Source organism: Gilliamella sp. B14384G12, assembly GCF_016101825.1.
Taxonomy (GTDB): domain Bacteria; phylum Pseudomonadota; class Gammaproteobacteria; order Enterobacterales; family Orbaceae; genus Gilliamella; species Gilliamella apicola_N.
On sequence record NZ_JACFPU010000009.1, the window covers coordinates 68,478 to 82,824 of the forward strand.

The 14,347-nt window shown below is 37.2% G+C and carries 15 protein-coding genes; 5 read left to right on the forward strand and 10 right to left on the reverse strand.

All coding sequences use genetic code 11. From position 1 onward, the window contains the following. Nucleotides 1-6: 6 nt before the first annotated feature. The 8 genes from H3S73_RS09905 to flgB are packed head-to-tail and all read right to left on the reverse strand — an operon-like array spanning nt 7 to nt 6,168. On the reverse strand, nt 7-1,116 hold the full coding sequence (locus H3S73_RS09905; RefSeq protein ID WP_198236499.1) for a flagellar basal body P-ring protein FlgI: 1,110 nt from the start codon (nt 1,114-1,116) through the stop codon (nt 7-9). A gap of 11 nt (nt 1,117-1,127) precedes the next feature. Beyond that, nucleotides 1,128-1,817, reverse strand: coding sequence for a flagellar basal body L-ring protein FlgH (locus H3S73_RS09910; protein WP_039126472.1), 690 nt, complete (start codon nt 1,815-1,817; stop codon nt 1,128-1,130). A 10-nt stretch (nt 1,818-1,827) separates the two neighbouring features. Further along, nucleotides 1,828-2,610, reverse strand: coding sequence for a flagellar basal-body rod protein FlgG (gene flgG, locus H3S73_RS09915; RefSeq protein ID WP_039126475.1), 783 nt, complete (start codon nt 2,608-2,610; stop codon nt 1,828-1,830). 12 nt (nt 2,611-2,622) lie between these two features. Continuing rightward, nucleotides 2,623-3,378, reverse strand: a complete 756-nt coding sequence (locus H3S73_RS09920; RefSeq protein WP_039126478.1) for a flagellar basal body rod protein FlgF — start codon at nt 3,376-3,378, stop codon at nt 2,623-2,625. Nucleotides 3,379-3,392: 14 nt separating this feature from the next. After that, nucleotides 3,393-4,604, reverse strand: coding sequence for a flagellar hook protein FlgE (gene flgE / locus H3S73_RS09925; protein ID WP_086325979.1), 1,212 nt, complete (start codon nt 4,602-4,604; stop codon nt 3,393-3,395). Nucleotides 4,605-4,620: 16 nt separating this feature from the next. Continuing rightward, nucleotides 4,621-5,334 carry a flagellar hook assembly protein FlgD gene (flgD, locus tag H3S73_RS09930; RefSeq protein WP_039126483.1) on the reverse strand — a complete coding sequence of 238 codons (714 nt, stop codon included), beginning with the start codon at nt 5,332-5,334 and terminating at the stop codon, nt 4,621-4,623. Nucleotides 5,335-5,347: 13 nt separating this feature from the next. After that, nucleotides 5,348-5,755 (reverse strand): flagellar basal body rod protein FlgC, encoded by a 408-nt coding sequence (flgC, locus tag H3S73_RS09935; RefSeq protein WP_086325980.1) that lies wholly within the window; start codon nt 5,753-5,755, stop codon nt 5,348-5,350. 2 nt (nt 5,756-5,757) lie between these two features. Continuing rightward, nucleotides 5,758-6,168 carry a flagellar basal body rod protein FlgB gene (gene flgB, locus H3S73_RS09940; protein ID WP_039126489.1) on the reverse strand — a complete coding sequence of 137 codons (411 nt, stop codon included), beginning with the start codon at nt 6,166-6,168 and terminating at the stop codon, nt 5,758-5,760. Between the two features lie 166 nt (nt 6,169-6,334). On the opposite strand from flgB, the gene flgA reads away from it, so the two are divergent. The 5 genes from flgA to flhA all read left to right on the forward strand — a co-directional run bounded on the left by flgA (nt 6,335) and on the right by flhA (nt 11,208). After that, nucleotides 6,335-6,988, forward strand: coding sequence for a flagellar basal body P-ring formation chaperone FlgA (gene flgA, locus H3S73_RS14040; RefSeq protein WP_198236498.1), 654 nt, complete (start codon nt 6,335-6,337; stop codon nt 6,986-6,988). A gap of 73 nt (nt 6,989-7,061) precedes the next feature. Beyond that, the gene (flgM, locus tag H3S73_RS09950; RefSeq protein WP_039126494.1) at nt 7,062-7,361 is read left to right on the forward strand and encodes a flagellar biosynthesis anti-sigma factor FlgM; all 300 of its coding nucleotides are present in this window, start codon (nt 7,062-7,064) and stop codon (nt 7,359-7,361) included. Nucleotides 7,362-7,383: 22 nt separating this feature from the next. Next, complete coding sequence (locus tag H3S73_RS09955; protein WP_039126497.1) at nt 7,384-7,818, forward strand: flagella synthesis protein FlgN; 435 nt, start codon at nt 7,384-7,386, stop codon at nt 7,816-7,818. A gap of 151 nt (nt 7,819-7,969) precedes the next feature. After that, nucleotides 7,970-9,100, forward strand: a complete 1,131-nt coding sequence (gene flhB / locus H3S73_RS09960) for a flagellar biosynthesis protein FlhB (RefSeq protein WP_039126500.1) — start codon at nt 7,970-7,972, stop codon at nt 9,098-9,100. A gap of 17 nt (nt 9,101-9,117) precedes the next feature. Next, entirely contained in the window at nt 9,118-11,208 is a 2,091-nt protein-coding gene (gene flhA, locus H3S73_RS09965; protein WP_144092482.1) for a flagellar biosynthesis protein FlhA, read from the forward strand. A gap of 49 nt (nt 11,209-11,257) precedes the next feature. On the opposite strand, the gene H3S73_RS09970 is transcribed toward flhA, so the two are convergent. Both H3S73_RS09970 and allB read right to left on the reverse strand, forming a co-directional pair. After that, on the reverse strand, nt 11,258-12,640 hold the full coding sequence (locus H3S73_RS09970; protein ID WP_198236497.1) for an NCS1 family transporter: 1,383 nt from the start codon (nt 12,638-12,640) through the stop codon (nt 11,258-11,260). 46 nt (nt 12,641-12,686) lie between these two features. Next, complete coding sequence (gene allB / locus H3S73_RS09975) at nt 12,687-14,054, reverse strand: allantoinase AllB (RefSeq protein WP_198236496.1); 1,368 nt, start codon at nt 14,052-14,054, stop codon at nt 12,687-12,689. Nucleotides 14,055-14,347 lie beyond the last annotated feature (293 nt).

The window sequence follows — 14,347 nt, forward strand, 5'->3', positions numbered from 1 at the left end:
TCTGTTTTAAATCGTCTCCAGTGCGGCGTGTAAACAACCTGCCGTTTTTAATGCTTCAAGTATGGACATTAACTCCGTAGGATTTGCACCCAATAAATTAAGTGAATGAATAACTCGGTTTAAGTCGGTACCTGAAGCCAAATTATGCAGTGCACCACCCTCTTGTTCAATGCTCACTTCCTCATCCGGAACAACGACAGTTGTTCCGGATGTCAATGGCGTATTAGGTTGACTCACTTTTAATTTGTTATTGACTACAACCGATAAATTACCATGAGCAACAGCACAATTGTCTAATTTAACTTTTTGATTCATCACCACAACGCCAGTACGTGTATTTAACACCACTTTAGCTGAAATGGGTGTATTACCAATTTCAAGATTTTGTATGCGTGACAATAACTGTACGCGCGCCTGATTATCCTTAGGCATTGTTACCGTGACGGTAGTACCGTCCATCGCAACTGCTGTGTTTTTTTGTAACTTATTAATTGCCTCAGATATTTTTAAGGCTCGGGTAAAATCAAATTGATTAAGGTGTAAATGAATTACATCTTGTTCATCTAAACGAATAGCAAGCTCACGTTCGATTGTCGCACCATTAGGAATGGTCGCCCCTGCTGTTTGATTAACACTGACACTTGAACCCTTGCTACTTGCTCCCATTCCACCCACAAATAAATTACCTTGAGCAATAGCATAAACTTGATTATCGGTGCCTTTTAGTGGTGTCATAATTAATGTACCGCCACGCAAACTTTTAGCATTCCCTAAAGAAGACACCACAACATCAATTTGTTGCCCAACTCGTGCATAAGAAGGTAATTTGGCGGTCACCATTACTGCTGCCACATTTTTTAATTGCATGTTACTGCCTGATGGCACCGTTATCCCCAATTGCGATAACATATTCGTGATACTTTGAATAGTGAAAGGCGTTTGTGAAGTTTGATCGCCTGTGCCATCAAGTCCAACCACAATACCATAGCCTACTAAGGCGTTTTCTCTTACCCCTTGAATAGTAACAAGATCACGAATAGGTTCAGCGTAACAAACTGGAGTGATCAATAAAGTCATACCGATAAAATTGATAAAAATGCGTAACTTATTTAGCATAATGATACTCATTAAAATGGTGAAAAATTTAAAAATAGGCGCTGTAACCAGCCCATAGTTTGCGCTTCATCTATGTAGCCATTACCGACATATTCAATACGGGCATCCGCAACTTGTGTTGAAATAACAGTATTATTACCACTGATGGTTCTTGGATTCACTACACCAGAAAACCTTATGAATTCGGTGCCTTGATTAATCGCAATCTGTTTCTCTCCAATAACTTTCAAGTTGCCATTAATCATGACGTTTTGCACAGTAACAGTGATTGTGCCGCTAAAGGTATTTTTAGCATTCGCACCGCCTGATCCTTTAAAGTCATTACTGCCCGAGATATCTGTATCGGCTTTACCTCGACCAACAAGTCCATCTAAAAAGTGAGGAACGGTCTTTACCCCGACATTTAACGCACCATTACGACCGGCATTAACTGATGAGCTTTTGCTGGCGCTAACATTTTCTTGTAAGACAATTGTTAATACATCACCAATGTTGCGTGGACGACGATCTTCAAACATCGGTTGATAACCAAAACTAGTCGGTTGGGCTGCCTGATAGATCGAACCGCTGGTATTGACGATATCAGGCATTTTTGGCACGATGCTGGTTTCACCCTCAACCAATGCTTTTTTAGGCAACTGTGCACAACTTAAAAGAAAAAACGCCATGAGAATATAAAGATATTTCACTATATTTATCATGTTATTATCTTTAAAGTTGGTTTAAACGTTGTAGCATTTGGTCCGATGCAGAAATGGCTTTACTGTTAATTTCGTAAGCACGTTGTACTTGAATCATATTAACTAACTCTTCTGCAACATTAACGTTAGACGTTTCGGTATAACCTTGATACAGCAAACCAGCTCCATTTAGTCCTGGAGTGTTTTCCGTTGGTGCACCTGAACTTTCGGTTTCTAAATACAGATTTTCACCCATACTTTCTAGACCAGTATCGTTAATAAACGTATGTAAGGTTAACTGCCCAACTTGTACTTGTGTTGATTGGTTGGCTAATGTCACATTGACCACACCATCGCGTGCAACTGTCATTTTGATAGCATTGGATGGAATGTTGATAGTAGGCTGAATTTCATAACCTGCTGCGGTAACCAATTGACCATTTTGATTGACTTGAAACGCACCATTACGCGTATAAGCTTGAGTACCATCAGGTAATAAAACTTGGAAAAAACCTTGTCCATTAATGGCCACATCACTGCTATTATCCGTTGCTTCTAAATTACCTTGGCTATGAATACGTTCGGTTGCAACAGGACGAACGCCCGTACCAATTTGCAAACCAGAGGGTAATGTTGTTTGCTCAGATGATTGCGCTCCTGGTTGGCGAACAGTTTGATAAAGTAGATCTTCAAATACCGCTCTCTGACGTTTAAAACCACTGGTACTCACGTTGGCTAAATTGTTAGAGATAATATCCATATTCATCTGTTGGGCGGTTAATCCCGTTTTAGCAATCCATAATGATTTAATCATTGCTATTCCTTCCTATGTAAGTGATAAAATTTGATTGGCTTTTTGAGCATTTTCATCAGCAGTCGTGATTTCTTTCATTTGCATTTCAAATTGGCGAGCATGAGAGATTAAATCCACCATAGCGGTAACAGGATTCACATTACTGCCTTCTAATACCCCTGACATTAATTGGGCTTTTGGATTATCTGGCATTACTGCGCCACGCTCATTTTGTGTTGCTTGCGTTAAATGAAAAAAACCATCATCGCCACGCTCAATTTCTTGTGGCAAAAGATGGACTTTTTTTATTTTACCGACTTGAGCTATCGTGGTCGGTTTATTACCTGCACCTAAAGCAGAAACTGTACCATCACTACTAATACTCACTTGAGATTGTTGTGGTACGGTTAAAACACCATTATCACCTATTAATGGATGGCCTTGAATATAAAGCCCCCCGTTTTCATCAATCTCAATTGCACCATTACGGGTATAACCCTCACGACCATCGGCTAACTGAACAGCAAGCCAATCGTCTTGAGATAGGGCGACATCTAAGTTTCGCCCTGTATAATTAAATGCCCCCATTGTTGAATCGTAGGTTGGTGTGGTTGCAGCAACCATCGTTCGTGTCGGCATATCATTGCCAACTATTGGCACGGCTTTCATTGCAGTTAATTGAGCACGAAATCCCACCGTTGATACATTTGCCAGATTATGTGAGGTAACCGCCTGCTGATTAAGAGTTTGGCTTGCGCCCGACATTGCAGTATAAATAACCCGATCCATAAATAATCCTTAAACTAACGCAAATTAACCAATGTATTAAGTATTTGGTCTTGAGTTTTAATGGTTTGTGAATTCGATTGATAATTACGTTGAGCCACAATCATATTGACCAGTTCTTGACTCATATCAACATTAGACGATTCAACCGCACCACTGGCTAGTGAACCAAACGTCCCACTATTGGCGGAACCTAATACTTCTGCTCCAGAATTAAGCGTTGATCGCCAGTTATTATTGCCCGCTGATTCTAATCCATTGACATTAGCAAAATCAGCCATGGCAATTTGACCTAATAACATGGTTTGTTGGTTAGAATAAATACCATAAATTGTGCCATCATCATTAATACTATAGCCAACTAAATCACCTGCCGCATAACCATCAACGATAGGCGTTTTAACACTACCGAGTTCTTTACCCATATTTTGTTGAGTACTGCTTGCTAATGACAATGTAAAAGTATTATCCGCTGAACCATTTAGACCATTAAGATTGATCGTCATTTCTGGATCACTGATTAATTTGCCAGATGAGTCAAATTCCATTTTTCCTAATGTCTGAAGAGTTGCATTAGGATCGCTGCTATCAAGATAATGAACATCCCATTGGTTATCTGCGGTTTTAACATAGAAAAGCTGAACATTACGTTGATTACCTAAGGAATCATAAGTTGTAATGGTGGTTGAATAATTAAATGTATCCGCATCGGTTGCATTAATCGGTTGTTTTTCTGGGACTTTACTATTTGAATTTAAATTCGTTTGCAAAGAAGCCTTACTGGTTGCTGATGCATTTAACATCTCTTGCGAAATTTTTAATGGTCCCGGTGCCGCACCTTGTTGGATTTGTGGTGGCGTACCTGTTGCTAAATAGCCCGTTAATTTCAATCCATCGGCAGATACAATATTACGCTCAGCATCTAATTGGAACTGACCATTACGGGTATAATAGATTTGACCGCTGCTATCGACTAATCGAAAAAATCCATTACCGGAAATGGCAACATCTAAACTATTATTGGTTGAGGTTGTCGTGCCATCATTAAAATTTTGCAGAACCGATGCAACTTTAACGCCCATTCCAACTTTTGAGCCAGCATAGATATCAGCAAATGAGATACTGGCACTTTTAAAGCCAACTGTTGCAGAATTGGCAATATTATTACCAATAACATCTAATTGTTTTGAAGCGGCATTCATACCACTAATTGCTTGAGAAAACCCCATATGAACTTATTCCCCTTTAAAGAATTTGACGCACTTCGTCAATACTAATTGAACCCAGTATCCCTAAATCTAGTAATACTTTATTGTTAACTTTGCTGTTAATTACTCCGTATACAACTGAGTAAGATAATGGTGTTGATGATACTTTTTGCCCATCGTAGCTGGCATTAATCGAAAACGTGTAGCTACCGTCTGGCGCCTTAGTTCCATCGTTAAGCTCACCATCCCAAGTAAAAGAGCTGACCCCAGCAGGAATTGAACCTAAATCGACCTCACGCACAACATTGCCGTTTTCATCTTTTATAGTAACAACCACTGAATCAGCATCACGCATAAGTTCAAAGCCAAATGGTGTGGTAACGGTCTCTTTTTCTGTTTCTGACCCTTCGACTGCCGATGTGGCAACCAAAATTTTATTACCGGGAACCATGACACCTTTACCAATCATATTACTTGCATTGACCGATAGACTGTCGTCAATTTGACCAGAAACCATACCCAAAGTCGTATTCAGTCGTTCAATACCCGCTAATGTATTGATTTGAGCAAGTTGTGAGGTTAGCTGGCTGTTGTCCATTGGATTGGTGGGATCTTGATTCTTCATTTGGGCAATAAGTAATGTTAAAAAATTATCTTGTAATTCCTGACTAGAGTTCCCATCAGATGTCCCTTTTCTCACTGGACTGGTCATATTTGATGATTCTGACACTGCTACATTAGAAATACCCATGAATTACGTTCCTCTATTGCCCTAAAGTAAGGGTTTTTAGCATTAAACTTTTTGCTGTATTAATCACTTCTACATTTGCTTGATAGCTACGAGATGCGGATATGGTATTGACCATTTCTGCCACAACATCAACATTTGGTTTTTTAATGTAACCTTTCTCGTCTGCTAAAGGATGATTCGGTTCATAAACTAAATTCATTGGTGCAGGATCTTCAATCACCTGTGATACCTTTACGCCTGCTACGCTATTTTGGTAACCCTTATCATCAACTTGAAAAATCACTTGTTTAGCTCGATAAGCTTGACCTGAAGTACTGGTAATACTATCGGCATTGGCTAAATTGCTGGCACTGACATTCATACGTTGGGTCTGCGCCATTAGTGCTGAACCGGAAATGGTAAAAATAGAAAAACTCATCACAATTATCCTTGCTGTAATACTGACATCACATTTTTAAATTGTTCACTTAAAAAAGTAAGGTTACTTTGATAGTGAATACTATTATCTATAAACGCTGTACGCTCTTGATCCATCTCTACCGTGTTACCATCCGCTGAAGCTTGATAAGGTATTCGATACAGTAGATTTTGATTGATAGTCATTGAATTTGACACTTGAATATGATGATTAGAGGTAGTACGAAGTGCGATATTATTAGCATTACTTTGATTTTTTAAGGCGTTATTTAATTCTGTCTTAAAATCAATATCTCGAGCTTGATAATTAGGTGTATCACTATTAGCTATATTGGCCGCTAATATATTTTGCCGTGTTTCACGCACATTGAGTGCCTGACTGTGAAAATGAACCCAGTTATCCAATTTATCAAACATAAAATCACCCTAATTTTTTTTGATAAAAAAGATTTTAAGTGAAGCTAAAAAAAATCATCCTACAAATAACGGTTAAAATTGTCCTTATTTCAACATTCAGACTTTTCATGCATAAAGTAGAATTTACTTCATAAATAATTTAGAAAAAATAAGAATGATTACAATTGTGAAATTAATAATCGGTATGTTTATGCTATTTAGCTGCCCTATCGTGTTAGCTAACCCGCTTAGCAAACAGGTTAAAGATCTCATCGCGCAGCAATTTAACCATAAACCAGAAGCGATAACCATTGGCTATGCCAAAGATATTCCTAAATTAAATTGTGACACCCCCACCTTATCTTTACTTAATAAAAATAAGCCATGGGGCAATATGACCATCAGTGTGCAATGTGAAAATAAAAAAAGGTTTATGCAAATTTATGTTGCCGTTAGCGGACATTATCTTATTGCTAAACAACCTATAACGGCAGGCTCTGTTATCACTGAAGATTTGCTAGATTTAAAATTTGGTTGGTTAGATAAACTCCCCTCTTCAGTGATTTTAAATAAATCTGATGCCATTAATCATATTGCTTCACGCAATATCAATCAGAATGAAACCATAAAAACGGCAATACTCCAAAAAATTTGGCTGGTTAAAGTCGGTCAAATGGTTAAGGTTATTATTGATGGCGAAGATTACCAAGTAACGACAAATGGTAAAGCGCTCAATAATGCCATATTAGACGATAAAATCAGTGTTAAACTTAGTTCCGGTAATATTGTTGAGGGGATATTAACAAACCAAGGTGTAATAATTTTCAACAAAAAATACTAATGATTTTTCTATTATTGCCGATAATAGGACTAAACAAATTATATAAAAACGTAAATATGATTAAAGGTACTTTATGAGCATTGATGCAACAAAATCTATTACCGCCATATCAGGACTTATTAGTCGTGATGCAATTACTGAGCAACAAAAAAATCAGACAGCGGTAATACCTGCCCAAAATGATACCAAAGTAAGTGCTAATGTGAACCTATCACAAAATGCAAGGACACTATTACGCACGACCAGCAATGATATTGACGTAAAAAAAATAGAAAAAATAAAACAAGCCATTGCCGATGGTTCATTAGTGATTGATTCACAAAAAATTGCTAAAGAACTCATTGAGCAAATACTACAAAACATTGAAAAATAATGAAAATTTAAGGAATGCAAACATGTTAGAATTAGAGGATATTTTAAATAACGTAACAAAAATGTTACAAACTCTCTCTGAAATTCTGCAAACAGAACAACAAATACTAATTGATAATAAGTTAATCAATCAATTACCTGATATTATCGATAGAAAAAGTCAGTTACTTATTGAGTTAAAATTATTGGATGAAAAACGAGTTAAATTAAGCCAAAAACTGAATATGCAACCACCTTATAGTGAAAATCCAACGGTTGCTGCTCAATGGCAATCAATTACCGATACCACCAAGTTATTGGCAAACATTAATCGTGATAATGGTTTGATTATTGAAAATCGTATGAACATGACAGAACAATCAATTAATTATCTTAAAAATTTAAATAATCCAGCAGTTTATACAAATAATGGCTATCAGCAAACCGAAGTTATTTCATCTAAAAGAGCGAAAGTTTAAAATTAGAAGAAACAAACTATTGATATTGAAAACCATTAAACGAGATAAATACCCCATAAATCATCGCCTTTTCAAAGCAATAATTCTTAAGTAATAAGTTCATACTGTTAACATGCAAAAACGCGTTTAACAGTATAATTTTATTTTCGCCATGGCTAATGATAGTGATCTAGATAAAAGCGAACAACCCACGGATAGCAAAATAAAAAAGGCTAAGGAAAAGGGGCAAATACCACGATCTCGAGAATTAACTTCGCTGTTTATTCTGTTAATCGGTATTTCACTACTTTTAGTAATCGGACCTTATACCATTAATCAATTGATCACCATTATAAAAATGGCGATCAAAGTATCACACTCACCAAAAGATGACTCATTAACCATTTTATATTTAGTTAATTTGGTTACAGCGGGTATTTGGTCTATTGTGCCCATTCTCATAGGGTTGGCCATTACAGCCATATTTGCTCCCCTTGCTATCGGGGGATTACTTTTTAGCCTGCAATCAATTAAACCAAATTTTTCAAAACTTAACCCTATTGCTGGGTTTGGTCGGCTATTTAGCATTAGAATTTTTTCGGAACTACTTAAAAGCGTACTTAAAGTTATATTGATTGCAACAACGGTTGCCCTATTTTTGTTGCATTATTTTCCAAATATACTTTCCTTGCCCAATATGTATTTAAATAATGCATTAACCAATGCAATACAGTTAATCATTATTTGTGGAATATTAAGTGTATTATCTTTAATACCAATGGTGGGATTTGATATTTTTTATCAAATTTGGAGTAATTTAAAAAAATTAAAAATGTCCAAACAAGAGATAAAAGATGAGTTTAAAGAACAAGAAGGTGATCCGCAAATAAAAGGACGCATTCGACAAATGCAACAAGCGATAGCCAGACGTCGAATGATGAAAGATGTCACTAAAGCCAATGTTATCGTAACTAACCCAACCCACTACGCTGTTGCCCTGCAATATGATGAAAAAATCATGGCAGCACCAAAATTATTGGCGAAAGGTACAGATAAAATTGCGCAACGTATTAAAGAAATAGCAAGCGAACATAATATTCCTTTATTAGAAGCACCGCCATTAGCTCGTGCTTTATATCATCATGGTGAAATTGGCGAAACGATTCCAACCGAGCTCTATACTGCTGTCGCACAAATTTTAGCTTGGGTTTATCAGTTAAAACGTTGGCATAAATATGGTGGTGACAAACCATTAGCGCCGAATAATTTACCTGTACCTGAATCGCTATCCAAAAATAAATAACAGTAATTACTAATTTTATGATTAAATCAAAGCTACAGACATTATTATCATTTAATAATTTAAAAAACGGTCAATATCAAATTTTAGCAGGGCCAATACTCATATTATTGATTCTGTCGATGATGGTATTACCTTTGCCAGCATTTATTTTAGATCTCTTTTTTACATTTAATATTGCCTTATCCATTATTATTTTAATTGTAGCTTTATTCACTAAAAGAGTACTTGATTTTGCGGCATTTCCAACGGTTTTATTATTTGCTACTTTATTGCGCTTATCGCTTAATGTTGCCTCGACGCGAGTAGTATTATTAAAAGGTCATACGGGGAGTGATGCCGCAGGGCGAGTGATTGAAGCGTTCGGCCATTTTTTAGTTGGCGGAAATTTTGCAATTGGTATCGTGGTCTTTATTATTCTGGTCATCATTAACTTCATGGTTATTACCAAAGGTGCGGGGCGAATTGCTGAAGTGGGCGCTCGCTTTGCATTAGATGGTATGCCGGGTAAACAAATGGCCATTGATGCGGATCTTAATGCTGGGTTAATCGGTGAAGATGAAGCTAAAGCACGAAGAGCAGAAGTGACCCAAGAAGCAGACTTTTACGGCTCAATGGATGGTGCCAGTAAATTTGTTCGTGGTGATGCTATTGCGGGTTTGCTCATTATGGCAATTACCATTATTGGTGGCTTATTAGTCGGTGTTATGCAACATGGCATGACCTTTGCTGATGCAAGCCACACTTATGTGTTATTAACAATTGGTGATGGCTTAGTTGCACAAATCCCATCATTAATTATTTCAACCGCAGCAGGTGTTATTGTAACTCGAGTCAGCTCACAAGATAGCATCAGTGAGCAAATGCTTAACCAGCTATTTAATAGCCCTAAAGTATTAATTTTAACAGCGGTTGTAATTGGTTTACTTGGATTGATTCCGGGCATGCCCAATATTGTATTTTTAATGTTCACAGGTTTTTTAACCGTACTGGCATGGTGGCTAAACAAACATAAAAGTGCTGAACCGCAAAACACCACAAAAGCCACAGAGATGCCCGCTACTGCACCAGCAAATTTAGAGGCAACGTGGTCAGATGTAAATATTGAAGATATTTTAGCTATGGAAGTCGGATACGGACTTATCCCAATGGTCGATCAAACACAGAACGGCGAATTATTAGGTAAAATTCGTAGTTTACGCAAAAAATTTGCTCAAACACTCGGCTTTTTACCGCCTCAAGTGCATATTCGCGATAATCTTTCATTAGCGCCTTATCAATATAAAATCTTTATCAAAGGCGGTGAGATTGGCAAAGGTGAAATTGTTAATAACAAATGGTTAGCCATTAATCCCGGTAATGTAACTGAAACCATTAAAGGCACACCAACTACCGAACCTGCTTTTGGATTACCTGCTATTTGGATCGATAAAAATGATAAAGAAAATGCGCAGATATTAGGTTATACCGTTGTTGATACCAGTACCATGATTGCAACGCACTTTAATCACTTGTTACAACAATTTGCGAGCGATTTACTTGGTCGATTAGAAACGCAAGAACTACTCGATCGAATTAAGCAAGAAGTACCGAAACTTGTTGAAGATTTTATTCCGGGCGTTATAACCTTAACAACGTTTCATAAAATATTGCAAAATTTGATTGCTGAAAAAGTCTCTATTCGTGATATGCGCACCATTATAGAAACCATTTGTGAACATGCACCCAATCAGAATGATGCTTACCAATTACTTAGCATGATCAGAATTGCTTTAGGACGCGTCATTACACAACAATGGTTTTCTGATAGTGAGCAAATCAATGTGATCTGTTTAAATATCAATTTAGAACGATTGTTATTGCAAACGCTACAAAATACCAGTAATTTCGAGCCCGGGTTAGCAGAACATCTCATTCAACAACTACAACAAGCTCTTCATCAACAAGAAGCAATTGGTGCTCCGCCTGTTTTATTGGTTAATCACTCATTACGAGCAATGCTTGCACAATTTTTAAGACCTAATTTTCCTCAATTAGCGGTATTGTCAAATTTAGAAATTCCGAATAATCGAGAGATCAAAGTAACCTGTCAAATTGGCAGCGAAACGTAATATAAAATAGGACATTTAAAGAGCAGTCTTGCTTGCCATTTTAAACTCTCTATCTCTTTTCAAAGATGGTCCCTTTTTTGAAAAGAGATTGCTTAAACGCGTATTTGGTTAATAAGATATAACTTATTCCACCAACAAAAAAACCGACAACCCACGATAAACTCACCTCATAAAATGCCGCTGCAGAACCAATCAGCATCGCTAAAATAGCAACAGGGTTATAACCTGCAAACTGACCTTTATTATCGTATAAGGCATTTATATTAATTTGTTGACGACGTAATAGATAATATTCCACCAATAATATCGCAACAATGGGGCCCAAAAATGCGGAGTAAATGAGAATAAATAACCCTAATCCTTGTGCTGATGTATCTTGCACTAAAATCCAAGGGAAAGAAGCGATCGCTAATAACCCGGTAATGGTTACCGCCAATTTATAATTGGCTTTAGTTAACAGAGTAATCACATAGGCTGGAGGAATAATGTTAGCGACAATATTTACCGCAATGGTGCCTAACACAATAAAAGTTGATACGACCAGAGTGATATAGGCATTATCGACCACAATTGCAAAGGCTTTCACTGGATTGGAGTTACCTGTGACAGATGCCAACATCACCCCAATCGTAATAATAAATCCATAAGCAATAAAAATCGGTAGAAAATAGAGTAATCCTCGTTTACGATTGCTAAAGCCTGATTTAAGTTCTCGAGAATAATCGGCCGCACTAAGAAAAATTGCGGCATAGTTGCCTAAAAACATCATAATAAAACCATAAAAAGGCAGTCCCCAAGTTCCTTCAGGTTTTACCCATTTATCTATAATAATAGCTTGATGATTATTGAGTAATAGAATAAAGACATAAATTAATGCACAAATAATAACCACGGAAATTAAGGTTTCAACCCACTTTATGGCATGGAATCCATAGAGCGAGAGGGCGATTTGGAAAAACTGCAAAATAAGAAAACAGATAAATACCTGATTAAATTCGCCATTAGACAATATTTTGATAATCTCATTAAGCGCTGTTGCGCCAATCCAGCTTTGAAAGCCATACCAGACAATAGCAGGAATACCACGCAGCAACGATGAGATAATGGCTCCTTTTATTCCAAATGACATTCGCAGTTGCACGACATAAGGAATTCCAGTGCGATACCCTAACCGATCATTAAAGACAAAAATTGTGGTAATAATTAATATTGCTATGAATGTTGCAACGAAAGTTTGAAAAATATTCATCGTAGCAACGCCCGCAACGACCAAGCTTGCACCTAAAGTCATATTACCCAAATTCATACCATCACCGATCCACATAAACGCATAGGTAAAACAATTCATGGTTCGATCTTTGTTGTCTTTAGGTAGTAATGATCTGTCAATGGTTAGTGAATCAGATGATGACTGCTTTGTGTGATTTTTCATAATCCTATCCCTTAATTACCTGAATTTTTTTATTATGTCTTTATGATTAACGGCGAATAAATGTCCCTCTTGGCGTTAAATCAATACCAGAATCAATCTGATAAATGGTCTTTCCTCGTAACAATGTTTGAATGACTTGTGCACCAATTTGCCTACCCACATAAGGACTAAATTTATTGCGATATTCAAGATCTTGTTCTTTTAATACATAGTGTGAACGAGGTTTTATAAAGATGAGATCGGCATCTTTACCAACTTGAATAGATCCCTTAGTAGGTAAGTTGTATCGTTCAGCTGGATTTTTAGCGATGATATCGGCAAACTGCTTTAATGACATCCCACGTTTTTGTACCGCTTCATCAAAAAAGATATCCACATTATTTTGAACACCAGAAATTCCGCCCCAAGCATCAAACGCATTGGTTTTATTTTTTAAGTCATAAGTACAAGGTGAATGGTCAGATACGGCGGTAATAATGTGTCCAGCAAAAAGGTATTTCCATAATCCGTCTTGAGCTTGCTGATCGCGGATTGGCGGTGAACATTTCGCAATAGGTCCAATCGCATCTAATTGATCGGTACTGAAATAGAGGTAATGGATACACGTTTCACACGTCACATTCACGCCTTCTTGACGAGCTTTGATCACCTCCTCAACCCCTTCGGGGCAAGCCACATGGCAAATGTGAATCGGGCAACCCGTTTGCTTAGCAAAAAAGATGGCTCGACGAATGGCTTCGACTTCAGTAAATACCGGACGAGTTGCTACATATTGTGATAATTTGCTTTCCCCTCGTGCTTTGGCTTGTTGCCCTAATATATCTGTAATGGCAGCATTTTCTGCATGGATAGCAAGCACTTTACCTGTCTTAGCAATTTGGCGCATCCCTTCCCACAATGCATAATCATTTACATTAGCAAAATCACCGTCAAGATTTGGATCGCCACAGGTCGCCATAAAGCATTTAAAGGCAGCGACCCCTTCTGCAACTTGCTCGGCAATACCATTATTGGTTAAATTGTAAGGAACTAAGCCACCATAAGAAGCAACATCGACATAAAGTTTTCCGTCTCCAGCAGCATATTTTTGACGAAGTGTTTCACCGCTCGTTGTAGCAGGAAGTTGATTAAGTGGCATTTCAACAAAGGTGGTAACCCCCCCTTTTGCACATGCTTTGGTTCCTGTGACATAGCCTTCCCATTCATGACGAACGCCACCAGGTTCACTAATATGCACATGAACATCGACCATACCAGGACTAACAATTAAACCATGAGCATCAATAATTTGATCGGCTTGCCCTAAATCAGGGCCAATAGCTGCAATTTTGCCGTTTTTTATGGCAATGTCGGTATGTGTTTCACCAGATTCGAGAATGACTATTCCATTTTTTATGATTAAATCGTATTGCATAACAGTTTTCCCTAATTAAATAACAATAAATCAGAAACAGTACAATTAATACAATTATGAAAGATTAATAAGAATATGAATGCAATTAACATGCCAATGGATCAAACATTAAGCATCACGATTACGGCTTGATAATTCCAATGAGTGATGCACTAAAATGATCCAACGACGGGGAGCAATATTATTCTTTGCTACATTTTTGGAAATTAGAATAGATAAAAGTCATCAAAAACTTTTGATATGTGCGGATTAAATTAATCGCCTTACATATAACATAGCGATTTGATTATAGA